The 25,890-nt window shown below is 62.1% G+C and carries 22 protein-coding genes; 13 read left to right on the top strand and 9 right to left on the bottom strand.

What is annotated here, in order from left to right:
* The first annotated feature begins 15 nt into the window (after positions 1-15).
* The 7 genes from FQ320_RS01460 (at position 16) to glmM (ending at position 9,666) form a co-directional block, all read left to right on the top strand.
* Entirely contained in the window at positions 16-537 is a 522-nt protein-coding gene (locus tag FQ320_RS01460) for a DUF6446 family protein (RefSeq protein ID WP_148469288.1), read from the top strand.
* 64 nt (positions 538-601) lie between these two features.
* Positions 602-2,824: a glycine--tRNA ligase subunit beta gene (gene glyS, locus FQ320_RS01455; protein WP_148469287.1), complete on the top strand. Its 2,223-nt coding sequence runs from the start codon at positions 602-604 to the stop codon at positions 2,822-2,824.
* A gap of 40 nt (positions 2,825-2,864) precedes the next feature.
* Positions 2,865-5,453 (top strand): putative PEP-binding protein, encoded by a 2,589-nt coding sequence (locus FQ320_RS01450; protein WP_148469285.1) that lies wholly within the window; start codon positions 2,865-2,867, stop codon positions 5,451-5,453.
* A gap of 154 nt (positions 5,454-5,607) precedes the next feature.
* Positions 5,608-6,282, top strand: coding sequence for a cell wall hydrolase (locus FQ320_RS01445; protein WP_148469283.1), 675 nt, complete (start codon positions 5,608-5,610; stop codon positions 6,280-6,282).
* A gap of 98 nt (positions 6,283-6,380) precedes the next feature.
* Positions 6,381-7,319 carry a dihydroneopterin aldolase gene (locus FQ320_RS01440; RefSeq protein WP_148469281.1) on the top strand — a complete coding sequence of 313 codons (939 nt, stop codon included), beginning with the start codon at positions 6,381-6,383 and terminating at the stop codon, positions 7,317-7,319.
* Positions 7,319-8,326 carry a dihydropteroate synthase gene (gene folP, locus FQ320_RS01435; protein ID WP_148469279.1) on the top strand — a complete coding sequence of 336 codons (1,008 nt, stop codon included), beginning with the start codon at positions 7,319-7,321 and terminating at the stop codon, positions 8,324-8,326. The genes FQ320_RS01440 and folP overlap by 1 nt, the downstream gene beginning before the upstream one ends.
* On the top strand, positions 8,323-9,666 hold the full coding sequence (gene glmM, locus FQ320_RS01430) for a phosphoglucosamine mutase (protein ID WP_148469523.1): 1,344 nt from the start codon (positions 8,323-8,325) through the stop codon (positions 9,664-9,666). The genes folP and glmM overlap by 4 nt, the downstream gene beginning before the upstream one ends.
* Positions 9,667-9,741: 75 nt before the next feature.
* Here glmM and FQ320_RS01425 read toward each other — a convergent pair whose 3' ends face one another.
* Both FQ320_RS01425 and ilvC read right to left on the bottom strand, forming a co-directional pair.
* Positions 9,742-10,698 carry a DMT family transporter gene (locus tag FQ320_RS01425; protein ID WP_255509332.1) on the bottom strand — a complete coding sequence of 319 codons (957 nt, stop codon included), beginning with the start codon at positions 10,696-10,698 and terminating at the stop codon, positions 9,742-9,744.
* A gap of 241 nt (positions 10,699-10,939) precedes the next feature.
* Positions 10,940-11,962 carry a ketol-acid reductoisomerase gene (gene ilvC, locus FQ320_RS01420; protein ID WP_148469277.1) on the bottom strand — a complete coding sequence of 341 codons (1,023 nt, stop codon included), beginning with the start codon at positions 11,960-11,962 and terminating at the stop codon, positions 10,940-10,942.
* Positions 11,963-12,094: 132 nt separating this feature from the next.
* Between ilvC and FQ320_RS01415 the strand changes: the two genes are divergently transcribed.
* The 3 genes from FQ320_RS01415 to FQ320_RS01405 are packed head-to-tail and all read left to right on the top strand — an operon-like array spanning position 12,095 to position 14,185.
* Positions 12,095-12,550: an Lrp/AsnC family transcriptional regulator gene (locus FQ320_RS01415; RefSeq protein WP_148469276.1), complete on the top strand. Its 456-nt coding sequence runs from the start codon at positions 12,095-12,097 to the stop codon at positions 12,548-12,550.
* A complete protein-coding gene (locus tag FQ320_RS01410) occupies positions 12,547-13,008 on the top strand; it encodes an Lrp/AsnC family transcriptional regulator (RefSeq protein WP_148469273.1) in 462 nt (153 codons plus the stop codon). Before FQ320_RS01415 ends, FQ320_RS01410 begins: the two co-directional genes overlap by 4 nt.
* Positions 13,009-13,057: 49 nt before the next feature.
* Entirely contained in the window at positions 13,058-14,185 is a 1,128-nt protein-coding gene (locus FQ320_RS01405; protein ID WP_148469271.1) for an aminotransferase class V-fold PLP-dependent enzyme, read from the top strand.
* 76 nt (positions 14,186-14,261) lie between these two features.
* Here the strand turns inward: FQ320_RS01405 and FQ320_RS01400 are convergent, their stop codons facing one another.
* Together FQ320_RS01400 and FQ320_RS01395 are read right to left on the bottom strand one after the other, a co-directional pair.
* Entirely contained in the window at positions 14,262-15,488 is a 1,227-nt protein-coding gene (locus FQ320_RS01400; protein ID WP_148469269.1) for an FAD-dependent monooxygenase, read from the bottom strand.
* An 82-nt stretch (positions 15,489-15,570) separates the two neighbouring features.
* Positions 15,571-16,215: a pyrimidine 5'-nucleotidase gene (locus FQ320_RS01395; RefSeq protein ID WP_148469267.1), complete on the bottom strand. Its 645-nt coding sequence runs from the start codon at positions 16,213-16,215 to the stop codon at positions 15,571-15,573.
* Between the two features lie 181 nt (positions 16,216-16,396).
* On the opposite strand from FQ320_RS01395, the gene FQ320_RS01390 reads away from it, so the two are divergent.
* Positions 16,397-17,050 carry a GntR family transcriptional regulator gene (locus tag FQ320_RS01390; protein ID WP_148469266.1) on the top strand — a complete coding sequence of 218 codons (654 nt, stop codon included), beginning with the start codon at positions 16,397-16,399 and terminating at the stop codon, positions 17,048-17,050.
* Here the strand turns inward: FQ320_RS01390 and FQ320_RS01385 are convergent.
* Positions 17,013-18,905: a glycosyltransferase gene (locus FQ320_RS01385; protein WP_148469264.1), complete on the bottom strand. Its 1,893-nt coding sequence runs from the start codon at positions 18,903-18,905 to the stop codon at positions 17,013-17,015. The two genes, FQ320_RS01390 and FQ320_RS01385, sit on opposite strands and share 38 nt — an antisense overlap.
* Before the next feature lie 70 nt (positions 18,906-18,975).
* The gene (gene carA, locus FQ320_RS01380; protein WP_148469262.1) at positions 18,976-20,136 is read right to left on the bottom strand and encodes a glutamine-hydrolyzing carbamoyl-phosphate synthase small subunit; all 1,161 of its coding nucleotides are present in this window, start codon (positions 20,134-20,136) and stop codon (positions 18,976-18,978) included.
* A 204-nt stretch (positions 20,137-20,340) separates the two neighbouring features.
* On the opposite strand from carA, the gene FQ320_RS01375 reads away from it, so the two are divergent.
* Positions 20,341-20,802 (top strand): GatB/YqeY domain-containing protein, encoded by a 462-nt coding sequence (locus tag FQ320_RS01375; protein ID WP_148469260.1) that lies wholly within the window; start codon positions 20,341-20,343, stop codon positions 20,800-20,802.
* Positions 20,803-20,988: 186 nt separating this feature from the next.
* Here FQ320_RS01375 and FQ320_RS01370 read toward each other — a convergent pair whose 3' ends face one another.
* The 3 genes from FQ320_RS01370 to lipB all read right to left on the bottom strand — a co-directional run bounded on the left by FQ320_RS01370 (position 20,989) and on the right by lipB (position 24,325).
* A complete protein-coding gene (locus tag FQ320_RS01370) occupies positions 20,989-21,525 on the bottom strand; it encodes a DUF2244 domain-containing protein (RefSeq protein WP_148469258.1) in 537 nt (178 codons plus the stop codon).
* 157 nt (positions 21,526-21,682) lie between these two features.
* Positions 21,683-23,356: a cytochrome c oxidase subunit I gene (gene ctaD / locus FQ320_RS01365; RefSeq protein WP_148469256.1), complete on the bottom strand. Its 1,674-nt coding sequence runs from the start codon at positions 23,354-23,356 to the stop codon at positions 21,683-21,685.
* Between the two features lie 321 nt (positions 23,357-23,677).
* Positions 23,678-24,325 carry a lipoyl(octanoyl) transferase LipB gene (gene lipB / locus FQ320_RS01360; protein ID WP_148469255.1) on the bottom strand — a complete coding sequence of 216 codons (648 nt, stop codon included), beginning with the start codon at positions 24,323-24,325 and terminating at the stop codon, positions 23,678-23,680.
* A 139-nt stretch (positions 24,326-24,464) separates the two neighbouring features.
* On the opposite strand from lipB, the gene FQ320_RS01355 reads away from it, so the two are divergent.
* Positions 24,465-25,826, top strand: a complete 1,362-nt coding sequence (locus FQ320_RS01355; protein WP_148469253.1) for a peptidoglycan-binding domain-containing protein — start codon at positions 24,465-24,467, stop codon at positions 25,824-25,826.
* Positions 25,827-25,890 lie beyond the last annotated feature (64 nt).

Raw genomic sequence — 25,890 nt, 5'->3', positions numbered from 1 at the left:
CCAGGAGGCGACACAATGAACGGCAAGTTCATCGGAGGGTTTATCGTGATCACTGCGCTTGTTGCCGGGGCGGCGATGTATTGGCTTCAGGTCTATGGCTTTTACGATACGGTCGATTACCAGCCCGACAGCGTGGTTCTGACCGTGCTTGCCACCGAAACGCCCGAGCCGATTCTGGCCGAGAATTTTCAGGGCATCGATGCCGACAGCTCGCCGCTGCGGTTTCGCGCCTGTTTCACCACTCCGATGAGTCAGGCCATGCTGACCGAAACCTATGTCACCTATCCGGTCGCCGACCCCCTAGTTGCGCCCAGTTGGTTCAAGTGTTTCGACGCCGCCGCGATCGGTGCCGCGCTGGAAACCGGGGAAGCGATTGCGTTTCTCGGGCAGGCCAACATCGAATACGGAGTCGACCGGGTGGTCGCGGTGTTCGACGATGGCCGCGCCTTTGTCTGGCACCAGCTGAACAATTGCGGCGATACCCTGTATGATGGCAGCGCAGCTGGCCCGGCTTGTCCCACGCGCGACGGGGGCTGACACCCGTACCATCTTTTTGCCGCCCGCCGATCCTGAATTACGCCTTGCCCAGAATGAGCCCCAAATGCCCGACCTGCTGATCGAACTGTTGTCCGAGGAAATCCCCGCCCGCATGCAGGCCCGTGCCGCAGCGGACCTGAAAGAGCGTGTGACGAACGGGCTGGTCGACGCCGGTTTGACCTATGCCAGTGCGGGCGCGTTTGCGACGCCCCGCCGTCTGACGCTGTCGGTCGAGGGACTGCTGGCGGGCTCGCCCCCCCAGCGCGAAGAGCGCAAGGGACCGCGCGTCGATGCGCCAGAAAAGGCGCTTGCGGGGTTCCTGCGCTCGGCAGGGGTGGCGCGTGAAGATTTGCAGATCGTCGATGACAAGAAGGGTCAGGTGTTCATCGCAGTGATCGAACGTCCGGGACGCCCCGCCGCCGAAATCGTGGCCGAGGTTCTGGAACGGGTGGTGCGCGATTTCCCATGGCCGAAATCCATGCGCTGGGGCACCGGTGATCTGCGCTGGGTGCGGCCTTTGCACTCGATCCTCTGCATCCTGTCGGACGAGGCTGGGCATACCGTGGTGCCGCTCGACATCGACGGCCATGTTGCGGGCGACAGGACGCGCGGCCACCGGTTCATGGCCCCGGCGGAATTTTCTGTAACCGGGTTCGATGATTACGCGGCGAAGTTGAAGCGTGCCAATGTCGTGCTCTCTGCCGCTGACCGCGCCGAGATAATCCGTGCCGACGCCGAAACCCAGGCTTTCGCTCTGGGGCTTGAGGTGGTCGAAGATCCCGGTTTGCTGGCCGAGGTGGCGGGGCTTGTCGAATGGCCCGTTGTGCTGTCCGGTGACATCGGCGCCGAATTCCTGCACCTGCCACCCGAGGTTTTGCAGACTTCGATGAAGGAGCATCAGAAGTTTTTCAGCGTCCGTGATCCGAAATCCGGCCGCATTGTCCGCTTTGTGACTGTCGCCAACCGCGATACCGCAGATGAAGGCGCGACGATTCTGGCCGGCAACCGCAAGGTGCTGTCGGCCCGCCTGTCGGATGCGCTGTTCTTCTGGGACAACGACCTGCGCGTGGCGACGAATGACATTGGCGTCTGGGTCAAGGCGCTGGACAATGTGACCTTCCATAACAAACTCGGCACCGTGGGCGAGCGGGTAAACCGCGTTGCCGCCCTTGCCCGCGAGATTGCGCCGCTGGTGGGTGCCGATCCCGACCGCGCCGAACAGGCAGCGCGTCTGGCCAAGGCCGATCTGTCGTCCGAAATGGTCTATGAATTCCCGGAACTTCAAGGGGTTATGGGGCGATATTACATCGAGGCGTCGGGATTGGATGCCGATATCGCCGCCGTCGCCCAAGAACACTATTCCCCCCTCGGCCCGTCAGATTCCGTGCCCACAGCGCCCTTGTCGGTGGCCGTGGCGCTGGCTGACAAGATAGATGTGCTCGCCGGGTTCTGGTTGATTGATGAGAAGCCGACCGGGAGCAAGGATCCTTTTGCTTTGAGGCGGGCGGCTCTGGGGGTGATCCGGTTGGTATTGGATCAAAAGCTTTCTGTTCGGCTCCTGAAACTGATTGTTGCTCACATTACTAGAGTTTTTTCAGAGAGCTACTTTCGATCTCAGGCATCGTTACTTCAGAAAATTGACCCTGATCTTCCCGACGATATTCGTGAAGAAGCGCAATTGGCGATTGAGGGCCGAACCAAAGTCATTGATTCTGATACTCCCGAGGATGTTGAATATTTCTTTCCCGTTAGTGCACTTGCAGCAGACCTCCTCGCCTTCATCCACGACCGTCTCAAGGTCTATCTGCGTGACCGCGACATCCGGCACGACATCATCGACGCTTGCCTTGCCATGCCCGGCAATGACGACCTGACTCTGCTGGTCAACCGCGCCGAGGCGCTGAGCGCGGTTTTGAAAACCGAAGACGGTGAAAACCTGCTGCAGGGCTTCAAGCGGGCCAACAATATCCTGTCTCAGGCCGAAGCCAAGGATGGCGTTGAATATTCCTATGGCGCCGATGTGAAATACGCCGAAACTGACGCGGAACGCACCCTGTTCGCCGCGCTGGATCAGGCCGAGACGCTCATCACTCCGGCGATGGAGGCGCAGGATTTCGAGACGGCAATGGCCGCCATGGCCACCCTGCGCGCGCCGATCGACGGATTTTTCGAAGCGGTGCAGGTGAATGCCGACAGTGGCGTGATCCGGCGCAACCGTCTGAACCTGTTGTCGCGCATCCGAACCCTGTGTCTGTCCGTCGCCGATCTGACCCGAATCGAGGGTTAAGCCCGGCAAGGTAAACCTTGCCAGACACATGCAGGGGCGTATGCTGCGCGCGAACCATCGGAGCGCTGCAGTGCAGAAACATGCCGACATCGCGGCTTTTACCCCGATCACACCTACCGCGCCGATAACGGAATCGGTGCATGGTGGCCGGGCGAAGTGTCTGCAACGGTTGCTGCGCATGCACCTTCCGGTGCCCGAAACCGTCGCCCTGTCGTTTGAAACCGTGCGCCGGATTGCCGGCGGCGACGTCCCGGATCTGCGCCCTTTGCTGGCCACGCTGGGGAACCGCCTCGTGTCGGTCCGGCCCTCGGGGCAGGTGGCCGATTGGGGCGGGCCGGGTGCGATTCTGAACATCGGGATGAATGATGCGCAGCACCGGCACCTGACCGGGCTGATCGGGCAGGCGGCGGCGGATGCGCTGTATGTCGGGTTTATCCAATCCTATGCCGTGCATGTCGCCCGGTTGGAGCCGGACATGTTCGAAATCTCTCATCCGGTCACCTCTGATACGATTCAGACCCTGCTCCACACCTATGAAACCGAGATCGACGAACCGTTTCCGCAAGCGCCCGACCGGCAACTTGCCGATGTGCTCCGCTCCATGGCCCGCGCGTGGGAGGGGACGTCAGCCCGCCTGTTGCGACAGGCCAAGGGCGCGCCCGCCGATGCCGGGCTTGGGCTTGTGGTTCAGGTGATGGCGCTGGGGGTCGGCACCGGGCCGGGCTTTGAGCACGGGTCGGGTGTGGTTCAGTTTGTCGATCCGCGCACCGGTGCGCGTCAGGTCACTGGCCGATACCTGAGCCAGAGTCAGGGTCGTGCCGCATTGGTGGCAGATGCGGGCGCGATCTTTCTGACGCGGGATCAACGCGGTGCCTCGCTTGAGGATCTCTGCCCCGAGGTGTTTGCCGAATTGGTCGCTTGTGGTGAATTGTGCCGCCAGCGCTTGCGCGAGGAAATGCAGGTCGAATTTACCATCGAGGCGGGGCACCTGCATGTGCTCGACGCCGTGCGTGTGCCGCGACAGGCACGCGCATCGGTGCGGATCGCCGTGGCGCTGGCGCAAGATGGGATCATCCCCGAAGCCGAAGCGGTTTTGCGCGTCGATCCTGCCTCGCTTTCCGATCTGCTGCACCGGCAGGTCGATCCGGAGGGGCCACGCGACAGTTTCGCCCGCGGCATTCCGGCCAGTCCGGGTGCGGCCACCGGTCGGCTGGTCTTCACTTCGCGGGCGGCACAGGAATCCTTTGCGCGGGAAGAACCCTGTATTCTTGTGCGTCAGGAAACCAAGCCCGACGATGTGCGCGGCATGCATGCGGCCGTCGCCGTTCTGACCCAGAAAGGCGGCGTGACCAGCCATGCGGCGGTCATTGCGCGCGGGTTGGGGTTGCCCTGTGTCGTCGGGGCCTCGGGAATTCAGATCGACGGGCGGGCGCGTACCCTGACCGGCGATCATGGCCGGGTGTTCAGCGAAGGCGATATCGTCACCGTCGATGGTACGCGCGGCATGGCTCTGGTCGGTGCGGCGCTGCTGCTTGAACCCGCGCTGGACGATGCGTTTCAGTGCCTGCTGGATTGGGCCGACGAACATCGCGATATCGGCGTGCGGGCCAACGTCGATACCCCCGCCGAGGCCGAGGTTGCGCTGCGGTTCAACGCCGAGGGTGTGGGCCTGTGCCGCACCGAACATATGTTTTTCGATCACGACCGCCTGACCGTAATGCGCGAGATGATCTTTGCCGAACGCCCCGAAGACCGGGCGGCGGCCCTTGAACAGCTGTTACCGGTGCAACGTGCCGATTTTACCGAACTTTTCCGCATCATGGCGGTATTGCCGGTGTGCATTCGTCTGCTTGATCCACCGTTGCACGAATTTTTGCCGACCGGCCGCGAGGGGCAACTGGATCTGGCGGCGGCGCTTGATATGCCGCTGGCGCAGGTCACGGCGCGGGTCGATTCGCTGCGTGAATTCAATCCGATGCTGGGCATGCGCGGGGTTCGGCTGGGAATTGCTGTGCCCGAAATCTATGACATGCAGGCCCGTGCGATATTCGAGGCGACGGTGGCTGTGGGCGGCACGGTGGTGCCCGAAGTGATGATTCCGCTGGTTTCAGCCAAGCGCGAGGTGGAACTGGTGCGCGGCCGAATCGATCAGGTTGCGGCAGCGGTGCGCGCCGAAACCGGAGTCGATTTCACCTATCGCCTTGGGGTGATGGTGGAGACGCCGCGCGCCGCGCTGCGGGCCGGTGAAATCGCTGAACAGTCGGCGTTCCTGTCGTTTGGTACCAATGATCTGACCCAGATGACCTATGGTCTGTCGCGCGATGATGCGGGACGGTTCATGGGCGCCTATGTCGGGCAGGGCGTGTTCCCCGAGGATCCCTTTTTGCGGCTGGATGTGGACGGAGTGGGCGAATTGCTGACCATCGGCGCCGAACGGGGGCGTATCGGCAACCCCGATATCGTGCTGTCGGTCTGTGGCGAACATGGCGGCGACCCCGACAGCATCGCCTTTTGTCGCGCGGCGGGATTCGACTATGTGTCCTGTTCGCCGTTCCGGGTACCGATGGCCCGACTGGCCGCAGCGCAGCTGGCAATTCGGGGCGGACGGGCGAAAATTTCACCGGTCTGATCCGCAAACGGCTGGCGGGAAACCGCCCAGATGCAGGCGCAATCGCCCTCGACTTTTACAAAACGCCCGTTTTCGCTTATCGGACAGTTTGCTTGTGCGCGTTTGCCCGGTTTTTCCACCGTGCCGCGACAAAGAAATAACACCCGGAGGTGATATGAAATTCCCGCGTTTTGCGCGGCTGGTGACGGCTTGTGCCACCTTGGCCGTCATTGCCACCGCCACCTCCGCCGATATCGTCATCAGCCAATCGAATGATCCGTCTGTCGCTTTGCAGCGCAACCTTGGCGGGCTTCTGGGCTCGGACAGTGCGCAAATTCGCCCTGAGCGCGGCAATCTGATGGCCCCGATGTTCGCCCGCCCCCAAGCCCCGGCCAATCCTTCATTCGACCAGATCAGCTATTCGCGCGGCTTTCTGGAGACCCTGCCGATACAAAAGGGCGGTGCGCAGTGGCAATGTCTGACCGAAGCGCTGTATTTCGAATCACGGGGCGAGCCGGTCAAGGGCATCTTTGCCGTGGCCGAAGTGATCCTGAACCGGGTCGACAGCGGCAGCTATCCGAATTCGGTCTGTGGTGTGGTCAATCAGGGGACGGGGCGCAAATATCAGTGTCAGTTCACCTATTCCTGCGATGGCTATCCTGATGTCATCCGCGAACGCGCGGCCTGGAAAAAGGTTGGCAAGGTGGCCAGGGTGATGCTGGACGGCGCGCCCCGCGCCCTGACCGACGGCGCGACACATTACCACACGCGTGCGGTTCGCCCGCGATGGAGCCAGGTTTTCGCCCGCACGGCCAGCATCGGCGTACACCATTTTTATCGCAAGGGCTGAGTCGCGCGGGGCATCCCCCGCACGCCGAGCGATTGACGGGTTTTGCATCGGGTCTTGGTGCGCTATCGCTGCAACCGTGCCGAATGCGGAGCCCTGCGATGACCACTGACCTGCTGCACGCCTTCGGGCATCCCCATTTGCGGGCCGGGGCGACGGCGCCTGACCGGCTCGCCGACCGGATCTCGCTTCGCGATCATATCGCCGAGATCGAGATTGGCGCCTTTCAACAAGAGCGCGGCACGACCCAGCGGATCCGGTTCAATCTGGTGGTCGAGGTGGCGCGCCATGACACCGGCACCGACGATGACGTCGACAAGATCCTGTCCTATGACACCCTGACCGAGGCGATCGCCCACGAGCTGACCGCCGAGCGGTTGAACCTGCTCGAAACGCTTGCCGAACGTGTGGCGCTGCGGGTGCTTGCCGCGCCGCAAGCGCTGCGGTGTTTTGTGCGAATCGAAAAGCTCGATCGCGGTCCGGGCGCGCTTGGGGTCGAAATCGTGCGCGACCGGGACGATCTTCCGGGGGCGGTGGCCGATGATGCGCCCCAGCCGCATGTGGTATTCCTGTCCAACGGCGCGCTGAAGTCACCCCTGCTTGGCGGATGGATCGATCAATTGGTCGCCGGCAGTCCGGCGATCCTGTGTGTCGATCTGCCCGAGACAGTGCCGCCGGTTTCGGAAAACTTAATGGCGCAAAGGCGGATCAATCTGTTGGCGATGGATCAGAACGCCTGGGTGCTGGCGGGGCAGGACCGGCGCTGTGTCGTTGTGGGCAGCCGTACGGAAATTGACTGGGCGCTGAAACATGACGTGCTGACGGTCTGGGCGCCGTCGAAAATCGTGCTCGATTCCGTTGATCCGCCGTCCGAGGGCAAGCGCTCCGGTCCCGCGCTGGCCCTGTGGTTTGCGGAGCAGGTGGGGGCGACATCGCTGCTCTGTATCGGCGGGGACGGGCCGGGCGAGCCAACCCTGCCGGATGCGACCGTTTCCGTGACCCTGCGACCGGTGGATGCAGCGCAGCTGCTGGACGTCTGATGGCCGAGTATTTCCGCCCGCTTGTCATCTGTGACCCGGTGCGCCCGCGCGATGCTGTGGGTCTGGCCGGCGGTTGGGGCTGGTTCACCCATGCCGAAGTCCTGAGCCGGAATCGCTCCGGGCGGGTGATCCCCGCCGCCGACATTCCCGCCGGGGTTTTGTCGCGCCTGACTGGGCCGCGCGCCGATATTGCCGGGCTGTCCATGGAGCACCCGCGTTTGATGGGCATTTTGAATGTCACCCCTGACAGTTTTTCGGATGGCGGACGGTTCTTGCAAAAGGATGCAGCGCTGGCGCAGGCGGGTGCTATGGGGTCTGCGGATATGCTGGATATCGGCGGTGAATCCACGCGCCCGGGTTCGGCGCCGGTCTTGGTTCCCGAAGAAATCGCCAGAACCGCCCCGGTTATCGCAGCCCTTCGCCAGAGTTTCGCGGGAGTGATCAGCATCGACACCCGCAAGTCCGAGGTCGCCCGGGCCGCGCTTGAGTCCGGGGCGACGATGCTGAATGACGTCTCGGCGATGGAGTATGACGCAGGCATGGCGCCGCTTGCCGCCGAGCGGGATGTGCCGATCTGCCTGATGCACGCACAGGGCACGCCCGAGACGATGCAGGCCGATCCGCAGTACGACAATGTGTTGCTTGATGTTTACGATGCGTTGGCCGGATGGGTTGACCGTGCCGTTGCCGCCGGGATCGACCGGTCGCGGATCGTGATCGACCCCGGAATCGGCTTTGGCAAGACGATGCAGCACAATTTGACCCTGCTGGCCGGTCTGTCGCTGTTTCACGGGTTGGGCTGTCCGATACTGCTTGGTGCTTCGCGCAAGCGGTTCATCGGGACTCTGGGGAATGCACCCGATGCGGATGACCGAATGCCGGGCAGCATTGCCGTGGCGCTTGCGGGTGTCGCGCAGGGGGTGCAGATCCTCCGGGTGCATGATATTTCGCAAACACGGCAGGCTCTGACCCTTTGGCGGGCCGCGACAAGAGGGACGACACCATAATGCGCAAGCTTTTCGGCACCGACGGGGTGCGTGGCACCGCCAACACCCATCCGATGACCGCCGATCTGGCACTGCGTCTTGGCGCGGCTGCCGGGCGTTATTTCCGCCGCGACGCGCAGCGCGCGCACCGGGTTGTCATTGGCAAGGACACGCGGCTGTCGGGCTATATGTTTGAAAACGCGCTGACCGCCGGGTTCACCAGCACGGGGATGAACGTCTTTCTTCTGGGCCCGGTTCCGACACCTGCCGTGGGGATGATTACCACATCCATGCGCGCCGATGTTGGGGTGATGATCTCGGCCAGCCACAACCCCGCCGTCGACAACGGGATCAAGTTCTTCGGTCCCGATGGTTTCAAGCTGAGCGATGATGCAGAGGCCGAGATCGAGGCTTTGGTCGAGGCCGGGGTCGAACCGGCCCGCGCGATGAACATCGGCCGCGCAAAACGGATTGATGATGGGCGGTTCCGCTATAGCGAACGCGTCAAGGCGACGTTCCCTTTGGGGATGCGGCTGGACGGCGTCAAAGTCGTCGTCGATTGCGCCAATGGGGCGGCCTATAAGACCGCGCCGGAAGTGTTGTGGGAACTTGGCGCCGAGGTGATCCCGATTGGCGTATCGCCGAACGGGCACAACATCAACGATGGCTGCGGCTCGACCAACACGCGTGCGGCGGCGGAAACCGTGGTGGCCCATGGCGCGGATGTGGGGATCTGTCTGGACGGCGATGCTGACCGGGTGATGATTCTCGACGAGACCGGGCAAGTGGCCGACGGCGATCAGATCATGGCGCTGTTCGCCGCCCGCTGGGCTGACGAGGGGCGTTTGGCCGGGGGCGCTCTGGTTGCCACGGTGATGAGCAATCTGGGGCTTGAGCGGTATCTGGACGGGAAGGGCATTGGATTGCACCGCACGGCCGTTGGTGACCGCTATGTTGTCGAAGCGATGCGCGCGGGCGGTTTCAATCTGGGCGGTGAACAGTCGGGGCATATTGTGATGACAGACTATGCCACCACCGGTGACGGTCTGTTGGCCGGGTTGCAGTTTCTGGCCGCGATGATTGGCACGGGGAAACCGGCGTCCGCGTTGATGCGGCAGTTCGAACCGGTGCCGCAGATGCTGAAGAATGTGCGCTTTGCCGCTGGGGCAGATCCGCTGGGCTCGGCGCGGGTCAAGGCGGCGATCGCCGAGGCCGAGGCGGATCTTGTCGGCAAGGGGCGTCTGTTGATCCGCAAATCGGGGACCGAACCGCTGATCCGCGTGATGGCCGAATGCGAAGATCCGGCGATGCTGGAAAAGATCGTGGACGGTATTGTCGCCCGGGTGGCGGAAAGCGCCTAGCGTGAGGCGACTTTCCAGGAAGGTATCAGAACGAGATTCGCCCGGACGTTGGGCGGATCTCGGTGCGCTTGATGGTCAGTTCGCCTTGCCCGCCAGCCGTTTCAACAATGCCCATTGGCTGATCGCCAGCCCGGTGAGGATCAACATCAGCGCCGCGAAAAACCGCAAGGGCAGCACTTCACCCAGAACCAGCGCGCCAAACACCATCGACCACAGGGGCACCTGGTAATTCACCAGCGACATGAACACTGAACCGGCGCTGCGGATGACAATCACCCGCAGGACAGTCGCCGCTGCGGTGGGCACAAACCCCAGCACCAGAATGGCCCAACCGGAAATGCCGGGTTGCCAGACCGGCACACCTTCGACCCACAGCATCGCGGGCATGAGGAACAACGCGCCCGCCGCAAGCGACAATGCCGACAGCACCACCGGATCGACCGGTGGACATCGCCGCGTCAGAACTGATGCGACGGCATAGCAGACCGAGGCGCCGATACAGGCCGCTTGTCCCAGCGCGACCAGCGATCCGCCGCCCAATCCGCGCAACCCCGGACCCATCAACACCAGAGCCCCGGCGAATCCGACGATCATCCCGATACTTTTGCGCGGGTCCATCCGTTCGTCCGTGAAGAAATGCGCCATGGGCAGCATGACCAGCGGCAAGGCGGCCATGGCCAGCCCGGCAAAGGCCGACGCTACATATTGTTGCCCCCATGCCAGCAAAAAGAACGGCAGCGCCGAGGAAAAGATGCCCAAAGGCACGGCGAGCATCCAGACACGTGGATCGCGCGGAAACGGCCGCCCGATGGCCAGCGCCACAGCAATCAGGGAAATGGCACCCAAGCTCGTGCGCGCCGCCGCAACCGTCAGCGGCCCGTATCCGCGCAAAGCCAGCGCGATCACCATAAAGGTGCCGCCCCACACCACCCCAAGAATCAGGATCGTCAGCCAGTTTGCCCATGTCGGCTCGGAACCGACGGGCGCTGTCGCGGGTTTACCTGACAGACGGGTCATCCGGAGATATCGCATGGACAGCACCTTAATCGCAGCATTTTTGACGGTGGTTGGCGGGTTTGTATATTTCGCAGCCGCAATGACGAGCAGATCAAAACAGAAGGTCCGTATTTCGGATCGTCCCTCGCCGCGGGCACGCACGAGCCTCAACGATTGATTTGAAAGGATTAGCCGCTGGCACACGGCATGTCAGCGGATGGATCAAAAAAGGCACCGCCAGTCTGGCGGTGCCTTCGCTATTGTCTGACCAGTTGGATCAGTTCTTTTCTTTGTCGACCATGCGGCCTTCGGAAATCCACGGCATCATCGCGCGCAGCTTTTCTCCGACCGCTTCGATCTGATGTTCGTCGTTCAACCGGCGCGTGGCCTTGAACATCGGCTGGCCGACAGAGTTCTCCTGCATGAAATCGCGCACGAACTTGCCCGACTGGATGTCTTTCAGGACTGCTTTCATCCGCGCCTTGGTCTCGTCATAGGGCAGGATGCGCGGGCCGCTGACGTATTCACCGTATTCTGCGGTGTTGCTGATTGAATAATTCATGTTGGCGATACCGCCTTCATAGATCAGATCGACGATCAGCTTTACCTCATGCAGACACTCGAAATAGGCCATTTCCGGCTCATACCCGGCTTCGACCAGTGTTTCGAAACCCATGCGGATCAGCTCGACCAGACCACCACAAAGCACGGCTTGTTCGCCGAACAGGTCGGTTTCGCATTCCTGACGGAAGTTGGTTTCGATGATCCCGGAACGCCCGCCACCGATGGCCGAGCAATAGGACAGGCCGATTTCCAGCGCCTTGCCGGATGCGTCATTGTCGACGGCAACAAGACAGGGCACGCCGCCGCCCTTGGTATATTCGCCGCGCACGGTATGGCCGGGGCCCTTGGGCGCCATCATGATCACGTCGACGCCCTTTTTCGGCTCGATCAGACCAAAATGCACGTTCAGACCATGGGCAAAGGCAATCGCGGCGCCTTCTTTCAGGTTGTCGTGGACGTATTTCTTATAGGTTTCGGCCTGCATTTCGTCGGGCATGGTGAACATGATCAGATCACACCAGGCGGCAGCCTCGGCGATGCCCATGACCTTGAGCCCCTGACCTTCGGCTTTTTTGGCCGAGGCCGAGCCTTCGCGTAGGGCGACGACAAGGTTTTTTGCGCCGGAATCGCGCAGGTTGAGGGCGTGGGCGTGGCCTTGGGAGCCATAGCCCAGGATCGCGACCTTCTTGTCCTTGATCAGGTTGATGTCGCAATCACGGTCATAATACACGCGCATGTCAGTTCTCCTTGCTCAGCGGTTGGCGCAGACCATAGGCGGCGTATCCGCCAAGCGCGAGGGGGGTTTTGAGGGAAGATCGTTCGTGTTAGAGTGAAATCATTCGCGTATTGACCATGAGACAAAGAAATCATGCTTGATGACATTGACCGCCGCCTGCTGCGGCATCTTCTGGCCGATCCCGCGCTTGGCGTCAGCGCTCTGGCCGTCCGCGCACAGGTCACCGGCGCCGTCGCCGCCCGGCGGATGGACCGTCTGCGCGCTGCGGGTGTTCTGAAAGGCATCCATGCGGTGATCGACTGGGCGGCTCTGGGCTGGACGGTCGAGGTTTCATTGCGGTTCACACTGGACAAGACGGTGGCAAATGCATTCGACGAATTCCTTGCCGCCGCCCGCGAGGTGCCCGAGGTGCTGGATATCCAGACCTTTCTGGGCCGGGTTGATGTCCGGCTTTCGGTGATTGCCCGCGACATGGCGCACTATCAACAGATCTATCGCAACCGAATCCTGCGACTGCCGCATATCGCGGATATCGAGGCGCTGGTCGAAGTCGCGCAAATCAAATCGGCGGGAAACCTTCCCCTATGACACCCGATGCCACCGACCGGGCGCTGCTGCGCCTTCTGGAGCAGGACGCAACCCGGCCCGCCAGCAGTCTGGGCCGCGCTCTGGGTCTGTCGCAGCCCGCCACATGGCGCCGGATTCAACGGCTGGAAGCGGCAGGTGTGATCACCGGGCGACGGCTGGATCTCGATCTGGAGAAGCTGGGATTTGGGGTGACGGTGTTTCTGGGCGTGAAACTCGCGACCAAGGGGCGCGTCAGTCTGGAAGATTTCGAACGCGCGGTGAATGCGATCCCCGAGGTGCAGGCGGTCAGTCTTGTTCTCGGGCTCTATGACTACCGCCTGCGGGTGGTCGCCCGCGATCTGACGGATTTCGAGAGAGTGTTGCGGCGGCGGATCATGGCCCTGCCGGGTGTGGGTGATGTTGAGGCGAACGTCCTGCTGAGCGAAGAGCGTCGCCCAGGTCCGATCGACCTGTTGTAAGGTCGGTCAATCCCGATATGGTGGGATGAAATTGCCAAGGAGCCGCTCAATGACCGCACTTTTGTCCGACATCGATCCCGATGGCCTGCTGGAATATTCCGTCGTCTTTACCGATCGGTCGCTGAACCATATGTCGGCGCAGTTTCAGGGGGTGATGCGCGACATCTCTGCCATGCTGCGTGAGGTATACAATGCCGATGCGGTGGCGTTGATCCCGGGCGGTGGCACCTATGCGATGGAGGCGGTTGCGCGGCAACTGGCCACCGATGCGAAAGCGATGGTGATCCGCAACGGCTGGTTCTCGTACCGCTGGACACAGATATTCGAAGCGGGCGTCACCCCGTCGGAAGAAATTGTGATGCTGGCACGGCGCACCGGCAATGCGCCCGATGCCCCCTTCGTTCCGGCCCCGATTGACGAGGTGGTGAACCGGATCGCCGCGGATCGCCCCGATGTGGTGTTCGCGGCCCATGTGGAAACCTCGTCGGGGATGATCCTGCCTGACGATTATCTGCGCGCGGTGGCCGATGCGGTTCATGCGGTCGGCGGGTTGTTCGTGCTGGACTGTATCGCCTCGGGCTGTGTCTGGGTCGACATGAAGGCGACGGGGGTCGATGTTCTGATCTCGGCACCGCAAAAGGGCTGGTCGGCTTCGCCCTCGGCCGGTTGCGTCATGCTGAACGCGGCGGCGGTCGAGCGGGTGAAAGCGCGCAAATCCACATCCTTTGCCGTCGATCTGGGGAAATGGCTGTCGATCATGGAGGCCTATGAGAACGGCGGTCATGCCTATCACGCGACAATGCCCACGGATGCCCTGGTCGGGTTCCGCGATGCGATGGCCGAAACCAAGGCCATCGGGTTTGACAAATTGTCAGACGCGCAGTGGGAGCAGGGCAATGCCGTGCGCGCCGCATTGGCCAAGCGCGGCGTGAAATCGGTCGCCGCCGAAGGTTTCGGCGCGCCCGGTGTCGTGGTGTCGTACACGGACCGGGACGATGTGCAGAACGGCAAGGCCTTTGGCGCGCTGGGGATGCAGATTGCCGCCGGGGTGCCGTTGCAGGTGGGCGAGGGGCCGGAGTTCAAGACCTTCCGCCTTGGGCTGTTCGGTCTGGACAAACTGGCTGATGTGCCTGCCTCGGTGGCCCGGCTAGAAACGGCTTTGGATCAGGTTTTTTGATCCGCGACTGAGCGTCGACATGTCGACAAGCCGACGCTCCTCGCTCCCTGGCGGTCGCTCCTCGCGAGGAGGGACGTCAGGACCGAGGAGCGTCTGGCAGTACCCCGGGCACATCGCGCCCCATTCCGGCCTGCATCACCTGTTTGCGCAACGGCGCCATGTCATGCACCGCCCGCAATCCCGCCAGCCGCAGCGCCTGAACTGCCGCAAGATCGGACTGACACACCCGGTTGAAAAGATCGATCGCCGATGCCCGCGCCGCCACGTCTCGCAACCGGTCTGCCGAATATCGCTCCAACCCTGCCGGCGCGCCGGGATCGTCTTCCAATCTGTCAAGCAATGCGGCCACATCCTGTAGCGAGGTATTCAACCCCTGCGCTCCGATGGGTGGCAGGACATGGGCCGCCTCGGCAATCAGCGCCACGCGCCGGGCGATCATCCGGTCCGCCGTCTGGGTCACCACCGGCCAGACCTGAACCGGAGTGATCCGGCGCATGTCCCCCAGCAGATGCACCGCGCGGGCCGACATTTCCGCGTCAAAGCGCGCCCCGTCATCCCGGGCCATCCCGGCAAGGTCCAGCGCCCTTGGACCGTCCTGCATCCAGACGATGGCCGATGCCGGTTCACCCTGATGATCGGCCAGCGGAACGGTGGTAAAGGCGCCGCCTGAATTATAGATTTCGCTGGATACATCCTCATGGGGCAGATCATGCGCAGCGGCAAAGCTCAGCGCCTTTTGGCCGTAACGGCGCACCCGCACTCCGATTCCGGCAGCCTGCCGCACCGAAGAGGCGCGCCCGTCGGCACCGATCACCAGACGGGCGGCGATGGAGGTGCCGTCGCTCAGCACGACCCTTGCCCCGGCGTCGCGGGTCAGCATCGACACGAACCCGACCCCAAGCCGCAGATCCACCCCGGGTAGGCTTGCAAGATGGGTCGCCAGAATCGCCCGACAACGCCAGTTCGGCAAATTCCAGCCAAACAGTTCTGACTCCACGTCCGAAGGGCTGAACATCCGCCGCGCGCGTTCGACCGGTGGCGTTCCATGGGTGTCGATCACCTGAAGGGCTGCAAGCGGTTGTGCCTCGGGCTTCAGCGCGTCCCACAAGCCAAGACGTGCGAGCAGCGCCTGTGCCGGTCGCAGATATGCGGTCGAGCGCAGGTCAGACCCGGCCTGTGCCACATCATCGACCGGTGGCGCGGGGTCGACGATACAGACGCGAAACCCCCGCTGCGCCAGCCCAGCCGCAGCGACAAGCCCGGCAATTCCGGCGCCGGAAATCAGGATGTCAGTTTGTTCCATACTGGTCTAACCTTCACCGGACAGCGCCCCGGGGCAAGGGGCCGCGAGGTCGCAGGCGGATGTATTGGGTCTGGTGGTTAAATCAGGCGCGGACCAGTGTGGAGAGGAATTGCGCAAGATCGGCGGTGTGATGGTGGATGTGATCGGCGGGCGCTGCCATGGGGGCAACGTGGATTGTGCCCATTCCCATGGCATGGGGTTCGATCAGATTGCGCGTGTCGTCCTCGAACATTGCGGCGCGGGACGGATCGACCCGGTCCAGGGCGAACACCGCGTCAAATGCTGCCTTTTCGGGTTTCGGCAGGAAGCCCGCGTGTTCGACGCCATAAACCGCATCGAAAAGACCCGCCAGACCGCGCGCCTCAAGCACCTTTTCAGCATAGGGCGCGCAGCCGTTGGTATAGACGATGCGCCTCCCGGGCAGGGCGGCGATATGCGCGCGCAACCCGGGATCGGGGGTCAGCACGGTGAAATCGATATTGTGCACATCATCCAGATATGGCCCTGGATCGACACCGTGTTCGCGCATCAGCCCCGCCAAAGTGGTGCCATACTGGCGCCAATACAGCGCGCGCAGACGGTCGGCCTCGGGCTCGGACACGTTCAGGGCCGTCATCACCCAGCGGGTCATGCGGATTTCGATTTGGTCGAACAGCCGCATTTCTGGCGGATACAACGTATTGTCCAGGTCAAAAACCCAGTGGCTTACATGATCGAGGTTTGTCATGCTCGGATCCCTAGCGGCGCTTGCCGAAGCATGCAAGATGGCAGACTTTATAGGGGCGGCCTTGAAAGTTGCGGGGCCGGGCGGCTAGGGTTCGCGCCAAGTCTCGGAGCCGGACGCCGGCGTCGGACTTTCGCGCCGAGCGCAGCGGTCCGGGCGCAAGGTCCGGGCATGGGAGAAGAACATGGCGGAAACGCGCAATGGACAGCCGGACGCCTATCAGCTGATCCTCGAGGCGATGGATACCGGCATTTTCCGTCCGGGTGATCGATTGGTGGAAAGCGAATTGGCCGAAAGGTTCGGCGTGTCGCGCACTCCGATCCGCGAGGCGTTGCAGCGGCTGGAAACTCAATCGATGCTGACGCGCGATGGGCGGTCGCTGATGGTGGCATCGCTGGACCATAACCAGTTGGCGGAACTCTATGTCGTGCGCGCCGAGCTTGAGGGGCTGGCGGCGCGGCTGGCGGCGCGCCATGCCACCGCCGAAGAGGTGCGCGTGTTGCGCGCCATGGTCGAGGAAGACCGCGCATTGCTGGGTGATCCGGGCGCGCTGGCACGGGCGAACCGGCGGTTTCACAAGCAGATCCACCTTGCGTCGCATAACCGGTATCTGGTGCAGCAATTGGATCTGGTACATCGGTTCATGGCGTTGCTCGCGACGACATCGCTTGCGGTGGAGGGACGGGGCGAAAAGGCATTGGCCGAACATGGAGCCATCGTTTCAGCGATCGAAGCGGGCGATGGAACCGCTGCGCATGATGCATTGAAATACCATATCTCAATGGCTTACGAGACGCGGCTTATGGCGGTGGCGGGACAGGTGGGCAGGGGAGACTGACCGGGCCGGACAGATGGCCATGGCTGGTCTTGTCCCAGAAAAACGGTTTCCACAGGATTTCCAACGCCGCCTTGCAGATCGCCGCGGTGCCCAGCATGTGATAGACCACAAGCGTCGGCACCCAGACCAGCAGGCTCTTGTCGCCGCGGCTGTGCGTGCCGATGGCCCAGACTGCGCAGTGGATCAACGTCGCAAGCCCCAGCCCCCAGGCGATCGCGGTATCGACCATCGGCCCAAGCTGCCTGGTCAACGGATGCGCCACACCAAACCAGAGCAACGCCGTCGCCCACAGGAACGGGGCCAAAAACGTTCCCAGCAGCCCGCCCAGCATCAGCACCTGCACCCCCCAGAACCGTCGCGCACCCAGATCGCGCCACAGAGCCACCGGGTCAGACATATGGACAAGCCAGGTCAGGGCATAGCCCTTGTTCCACCGTGAGCGTTGCCGCACCCAGGCCCAGGGCCGGCAATTCGCCTCTTCCATCGTCGTGCTGTCCAGCAGTTCGGTGCGAAACCCCTGCCGCGCCAGCCTGAGCCCCAGATCGGCGTCTTCGGTCACATTGTGCGAATCCCAACCGCCCAGCGAGACCAGCGCTGATTTGCGAAAGAACAGCGTTGTCCCCCCAAGCGGCAGCACCAGACCCAACCGTGCAAGACCCGGCAACATGACGCGGAACCACGTGGCGTATTCGATGGTGAAACAGCGCGCCATCCAGTTGGCATGGGCGTTGTAATAATCCAGCCGTCCCTGCAGGCAGGCGACCTGAGGCGCCGACCGCTGGAACTGTCCGACCACCAGCGCGATTTGTGCCGCGTCCGGCGCATCCTCGGCGTCATAGATGCCGACGATGCTGCCGCGGCAAAAGTCCAAAGCAAAATTCAACGCCCGTGGTTTCGTCTGCACGACGCCGCGCGGCACGGTGACGCATCGCATGGTGGCAGGCAGGGCACAGGCGGCAAGGGTGTCGCGGGTGACGTGATCGTCTTCTTCAACCACCAGCAGGATCTCCAGCATTCCTGCGGGATAGTCCAACTGCGACAGCCGCTGAATCAACCGTTCGGCAATCTGTTTTTCACGAAACAGCGGCACCATGACCGTCACCGGCACAAAGCGCAGCGGCGCGCGCGGCAGAGCCGGTTTTTCGCGCCGTCGGGCCACAACATGGACTACGCCCATTGTCGCCGCGAAGGCAGTGTTGATCAGAAGCACGAAAAGCGCGAGCCCGGTCAGCCCGACAATTAGCGCGCTGGGCGCCAGAGCAAGACAGCTCAGTAATGTCAGCGCAAAAATTAATGAACTGGTCACAATCGCAGGCGAGGAGAGGCCGCGGCAACTGTAGCGCTTCGCGACCCGCCGCTCGGACTCGCGGGCCAGATGACGCTTGCGCAGGTCGAGCAGGATGTCGCGCAATTCCGCCTCGGCACCCACGGCCATGGCGACCGGGCCCAGCCTATCCTCCAGAAACGGACGGACCAGGTTGAAAAGTTCGGGGCTGGACGTGGCCACAAGGGTCAGCGCACCGGAACGCGCCAATGGCAAGATGCCATGCACGGCACAGAACCGGGCGCCCACGGCATCAATCAGCGGCAAGTCCGGTGGCAGGGCCCGTGGATCAACCCGCGCCGCCTTGAACTGCAACGCCAAAGCATCCGCCAGCACCGCATCGTCGATATCGCCACGCAGACGCAGGATACGGCCCAGCGGTGCAGGCTGTTCCGCCTGATGGACCAGCGCAAGGTGCAGCGCCTTGGCGCTGAGCGCGCCCGAGCCGACAAGGATACTGCCAAGGCGCGGGACGGGTCCCGTATCGACGGAATCGCCGGGCAGAAAATCATGGCTCGACTGCAAGACCATTCACAAACCCATACGGAGACTGTTCCAACAGGTTTGATCGCTGATTCAGGTTAACCGGTGGTTAACGTCCTCAGTCTGCCTCGGCCATCGCCTTGGCGAAACGTTCGAACAGATAAAAGCTGTCTTGCGGGCCGGGGCTTGCCTCGGGGTGATATTGTACCGACCAGACCGGGCGATCATTGGCGCGGATACCGCAGTTGCTGCCATCGAACAGCGAGACATGGGTTTCGATAACATCGGCGGGCAGAGATTGACTGTCGACCGTAAAGCCATGGTTCATCGAGGTAATTTCGACCTTACCGGTTTCCAGATCCTTGACCGGATGGTTCGCGCCGTGATGGCCGTGGTTCATTTTGACCGTCCGCGCACCCAACGCCAGCGCCAGCATCTGATGCCCAAGGCAGACCCCAAAGACCGGCATCCGCGTGTCATCCAAAATCTTGCGAATCATCGGCACGGCATATTCACCTGTCGCCGCCGGATCGCCCGGACCGTTGGACAGGAACAGGCCGTCAGGCTTCAGCGCCAGCACATCTTCGGCGGTCGCGCTTGCAGGTAAAACAGTGACGTCGCAGCCAGCACTCGCCAGACAGCGCAGGATATTGCGTTTCGCGCCATAATCGATGGCGACCACCCGGTGCCCGGGGCCGGTGCGCGGAAGATACCCCTCGGGCCAGGCCCAGCGCATTTCATCCCAGCGATAGGATTGCAGGCAGGTCACATCGCGGGCCAGATCGCGGCCCTCAAGCCCCGGAAAGGCGCGGGCCGCGGCAATCAGCGCCTCGATATCGAAATTGCCCGAAGGATCATGGGCCAGCGCGACATGGGGCGCACCCTGTTGCCGGATTGCCCGGGTCAGCCGGCGCGTGTCGAGCCCGCCGATGGCGATGCGACCGCGCCGTTCCAGCCAATGGGACAGGGTGTCGGTGGTGCGCCAGTTGCTTGGCTGGGTCGGATCCCATTTCACCACCATGCCCGCCGCGGCAGGATCGGCCGCTTCGTCGTCCTCGGGCGTGACGCCGGTGTTGCCGATGTGGGGAAAGGTGAAGGTGACGATCTGACCGGCATAGGACGGATCGGTCATTATCTCCTGATATCCGGTCATCGCGGTGTTGAAACACAGCTCAGCCGTCGTCTGGCCCGTCGCACCAAATCCATGGCCGTAGAACAAGGTTCCATCGGCCAGCGCAAGGCAGGCGGTTGGGCGGGAAGAATGGGCGCGGTCGGTCATGGCAGACACTCCGGACGGGTCGGGGGCAGGGAGGATTGCATAAATCCGCCGCAATCTAAGAGCCGCCGACAGGGCGGTCAAGGGGGGCTGTAAAATGATAAACCGTTGTAATACAGTGCATTAGGACGCTAGAGCCCGGTTGCTCATGCAGCTGGGATCGACTATGGTGCCCGGCTTATTCCATTGGATGACCACAGGTGGATCATGGACCTTCGCACGCAAATCTCGACTGAACTCAAATCGGCGATGAAGAACAGAGAGGCAGAGCGTCTGTCGACCCTTCGTTTGATCACCGCGGCCATCAAGGATCGCGATATCGCGTCCCGGGGCGAAGACGGTGAAAACACTGGTGTTGGCGATCCCGAGGTGTTGCAGATCCTCGGCAAAATGGTGAAACAGCGGCAGGAAAGTGCGCGCGCCTATGAAGAGGGCGGGCGTCTGGAGCTGGCCGACCGCGAACGTTCGGAAATCACCGTGATCGAAGACTTTCTGCCCCGCCAGCTGACGGACGCCGAAGTTGAAACCGTCGTCTCGGCGGCAATCGCGGAAACCGGCGCGACCTCGATTCGCGACATGGGGCGGGTCATGGGACTGCTCAAGGGAAAGTATACCGGGCAGATCGATTTCGGTGCGGTCGGACCGATGATCAAGGCGCGGCTGGGATAACACCCGGGGCATCCGAATCCCGCGATATCGTTATCTGGGGTGATGGGCAGGGCGTTCTGCATCCGTCGCCCCGATTCGGCCAAAATTCATAAAATCACTGCGTGTTGCAGTTGCCAAACAACATGGTGCGCCTTTTTCGGTCGATAGGCGCGCTGTTCCCCATTCCGATGTGACAGCCGCGCCCGCTCAGCGGGACAGACGGTGCAGCAAGGCGTCGAGATCGGTGTACAGGTGTTCGCGTTCTTTTGGCGACAGGAACGCGCCCAGTTCAACCTCGCGCCCCGATCCTGACAGGGTGAGATAGTTGTCTACCGGTCCGCCGGTCTGTTTCAGCGCAAGGCGAACCCAGAACGGATTGGCCGACCAGCGTTGTACCGGCCCCTTCGGGTTGGTGCGTACAATTTCGATTCGGTCGGACCATAGCGCGAGATCCTCGCGCATAAGCCCGCTGGAATAGGACTTTTCAAGCATCACCCACAGCAGCCAGACCGCGCCGAGTGCAAAAGGCAACAGCCCCCACACCACAGGCGAGCCGAGCAGCGGCAGCACAGGGATCAGTACGGCCGCAAAGGCGAATCCCAGAATTCCGACCATGCCGCGGCGCGGCAAGGACCGATAGGGCCAGAGTACGGCACGGGCGAGCGCAGGATCGCCGGAACCATGCAGGAACGTGCCCGATTCGATGGGCGGCCCCTTCGGGTCAGTGTCCCATTTCACAGGCATCTGACGGCTCCCACCGGCGCGGCGGCTTTAACAGCGCAGGCGAGTGACGGATTGTGGCGATTCGTATCCATGTTGGCTCGGTCGGATGCTGACGTGAAAAGGGCCCCGGCGCATTGCGGGGCCCTTGCCGTCGTATGGTTCGGGCGGATCATGCGCCCTAGTGCGAGTGGCTCTTGTCCCAATCGCTCTGCTTGGGAAGCTGCTCGAACGTGTGTTCGGGCGGCGGGCTTGGCAGAGTCCATTCCAGCGTATCGGCGTATTCGTTCCAGGGGTTCGCCGGTGCGGTGCGCGGCGCTTTGATCAGCACCCAGAACAGCACGACGATGAAGAACAGGAACGATGCAAAGGACAGGAAGGCGCCCATCGAGCTGACAAAGTTCCACTGCGCGAATGCCTCGGGATAGTCGATATAGCGGCGCGGCATCCCCTGACGACCCAGAAAGTGCTGGGGGAAGAAGGTGAGGTTGGTGCCGATAAAGAAGGTCCAGAAGTGAATCCGGCCCGCCCATTCAGGAAGCATCTTGCCCGACATCTTGGGGAAGTAGAAATATATCCCTGCAAAGATAGCAAAGACGGCGCCCAGCGACATCACATAGTGAAAGTGCGCCACGACATAATAGGTGTCATGATACGCGCGGTCGATACCTGCCTGAGACAGGACAACGCCCGTTACGCCGCCCAGTGTGAACAGGAACAGGAACCCGAACGCCCAGAGCATCGGCGTCTTGAACTCTACCGATCCGCCCCACATCGTTGCGATCCAGCTGAAGATCTTGATGCCGGTCGGCACCGCGATCACCATCGTGGCCAGCATGAAATAGGACTGCTGGGTTAACGACAGGCCGACCGTGTACATGTGGTGTGCCCAGACCAGAAAGCCCAGTGCGCCAATGGCGATCAGTGCCCAGACCATCGGCAGATATCCGAAGATCGGCTTCTTCGAAAAGGTCGAGATGACGTGGCTGATGATGCCAAAGCCCGGCAGGATAACGATGTAAACTTCCGGATGGCCGAAGAACCACAGGATATGCTGGTACAACACCGGATCGCCGCCACCGGCAGGATCAAAGAAGGTGGTACCGAAGTTCCGGTCGGTCAGCAGCATCGTGATGGCACCGGCCAAAACCGGCAGGGCCAGCAGAATCATCCACGCGGTTACAAAGATCGACCACGAGAACAGCGGCACCTTGAACAGGGTCATCCCCGGCGCGCGCATGTTAAGGAACGTGGTGATCATGTTGATCGCGCCCAGAATCGAACTGGCGCCCGAAACGTGAACCGCGAAAATCGCGAGGTCGGTGGAAAAACCGCCTTCGGTCGTCGACAGGGGCGGATAAAGCACCCAACCGATCCCTGAACCGGCCTGATCGTTGCCGCCCGGCGCCAAGACTGCGGCGATGGCCAGCGCCGAACCGGCAACGAACAGCCAGAACGACAGGTTGTTCATCCGCGGGAACGCCATATCGGGGGCGCCGATCTGCAACGGCATGAAGTAGTTGCCGAAGCCGCCGAAAAGCGCGGGAATCACCACGAAGAACATCATCAGGATGCCGTGACCGGTAATCAGCACGTTCCACAAATGGCCGTTGGGGGTGCATTCACCGGCCGCCGCAGCGGTCAGGCGGGCGCCTTCCATACACATGAACTGCACACCGGGGTGCATCAGTTCCATACGCATGTAGATCGTAAAGGCCACCGAAATGAAGCCGATGAAGCCGGCTACAAAAAGGTAAAGAATACCGATGTCTTTATGGTTCGTGGACATGAACCAGCGGGTAAAGAAAGTCCGCTCGTCGTGTCCGTCGTGGCCATGAACGGCTGCGTCCGCCATGTGGTGCCTCCTGGTTTCCCGAAATCCTACGCCCCCGTCGGGTTGGTCCGGCGGGGTTTCAAGCCCTTACTAATGCCAATCCGGGGGCAGGGGCAATGTTGCAACCGGTCGCAGGGACGGAAAATATGTCGCGGGGGGCGAGAGCGGTGCTGACGGTCAGATCAACGCGATGGTTCCTGCGACCATTCCAAGGGCAAGGCAGGACCAGAAAATGGATTTGGCATATATGGCAGCGCTCCGACAGTTGAGATGTCAGGTGTCGCAGTCAGATGCTAATGTCTGGTTAACGCGCCGCCGATACCGGATTTCTTTTTCTCGGAATCAGCCAAACACCTGATCGAAACCGCGCCGCAATGCGACATCCACATCATTCATGCCGACGGGCAGGCCAAGATCGACAAGGCTGGTCACGCCGTGGTCGCGGATCCCGCAGGGCACGATTCCGTCGAAGTGTGAAAGATCCGGGTCGACATTAATCGAAAGCCCGTGAAACGACACCCATTTGCGCAACCGGATGCCGATCGCGGCGATTTTGTCTTCGGACAGTTCGCCGTTGGGTCCGAGCGGTTTGTCGGGGCGTTGCACCCAGACACCGACGCGGCCCTCGCGCACCTCGCCCGTGACGTTGAACTCAGCCAGCGTCGCGATCACCCAAGCCTCAAGATTATGGACAAACCGGCGTACATCCCGTCCGCGTGCGGCGACGTCGAGCATGACATAGGCCACCCGCTGACCCGGCCCGTGATAGGTGTATTGCCCACCGCGCCGCGCCTCGAAAACCGGAAACCGGTCGGGATCAACCAGATCGGCCCGGTCCGCGCTTGTTCCCGCTGTATAAAGCGGCGGGTGTTCCAGCAGCCAGACGGTTTCGCCGTGGGTGCCTGCGCGGATCCCCTCGGCGATCCTCTCCATCCGGGCCAGCGAATCGGGGTAGGAAACCGGCGCATCGGAGATCTGCCAATCGATCATCAGGTATCCAATTCAGTGGTTATCAACGGAAACGGTCTGGTAATCCCTACCATTGTCGAAACAAATTTCTGGTCTGGCAGGCCGAAAATCATGTTATGTTCCATTATAGAGAGAAATAAATTTATTGCGGAGCCAAAGCATGATCAAGACATCCCTTTTATTGACCACTCTTGCGGCCTCGGTTGCCGTGATTCCTGCCACGCGGGCCTCTGCCGACGCGGGCGATTTTGTGGCCGGCGCGATCGTCGGCGCCATCGTGAACCATGCGGCGCGCAACGCACCGCGCAGAAAGGTCTATACCACCACCAAGCGGCGGACCTATGTCCAGAAACGTCCTTCGATTCCCGCCACCCAGACGGGGCGGCAGATCCAGTCGTCGCTGAACTATTTCGGGTTCAACGCGGGATCGGTGGACGGACAATTGGGCAGCCGAACAAGACAGGCCGTTTCGCAGTATCAGGCCTATCTTGGGTATCCGGTTACCGGACAGCTTTCCAGCTTTGAACAGGACCTTTTGATCAATTCTTATAACCGCGCCCAGGCAGGGGGCAGCGTCACGATGCAGCGCGTGGCCGCCAATCCCGAGGGCACGCGCGGTCTGCTAAAGGATTTCCGCACCGAAATGGCCGGAGGAGTGCCCGGTTATGGTGGTGCAGTAGCGCCGCAGACCACAGTCGTCATGGCCCCCGCCGCCGCATTGCCGGTGGTTACGGCGGCCCCCGCGACAACGACGACAACGACAACCACCACCATACTCGCCCCCGAAACGACCGAGGCGGGCGCATCCAGCGGCGCCTTGCCCGATCTGTTCGGCGGCGCGACAACCCAAGCCTCGCTCGCCTCCCATTGCAATACGGTCAGCCTGCTGACCAGCACCAACGGTGGGTTCACGACGGTCGGCACCATGACCGATCCCAACATTGCGCTGAATGAACAGTTCTGCCTGGCACGTACCTATGCGATTTCGGCCGGGGAACAGCTTGCGCAGGGGTTGGGTGTGACGGCCGAACAGATCGCCTCGCATTGTGATGCCTACGGCGAGCAGATGAAGCCGCATGTCGTGGCTCTGTCATTGAAAGACCGCGATGAGGTGATTCGCGATGTCTCGGGCTTTGTGCTGGGAACGGGCATCGCGCCACAGAACCTGGCCGCGACCGCCAAGGTCTGCCTTTCGGTCGGTTATCGCACTGATAATATGGACGAGGCGCTGGGATCGGCCCTGATCCTGACCACGCTCGGCGAAAAGGGATATGGCGAACTGATGGGACACCACCTGTATCAGGGGTTTGGCGTCTCGAAACGCTCGGATCTGGCATGGGAGTGGTATGATACAGGGATCGAGGCGGCGACGACCAAGGCCGTGTTTGCCCCCGGGCAGGGCGAGCGTGTCCCGCTGCTGCGGGCCGCTACGCTGACCCTGCGTGACGGCGTACAGCCACACACCCCCATACCCGCAGCCCAGAAAGCGGCGACGTTGCCGTCCTTTTCAGTTAGCCAATAGGCCCAGACGCAATTTACCACTTCACATTGGCGGCGGCTTTGACTAGACCGCCGCCATGCTAGGA

Origin of the sequence: Oceaniovalibus sp. ACAM 378 (genome assembly GCF_008085915.1) — a bacterium.
Taxonomy (GTDB): Bacteria; Pseudomonadota; Alphaproteobacteria; order Rhodobacterales; family Rhodobacteraceae; genus Oceaniglobus.
The sequence above is the reverse complement of the archived record's forward strand: the minus strand, read 5'-3'. Positions and strand labels throughout refer to the sequence as shown.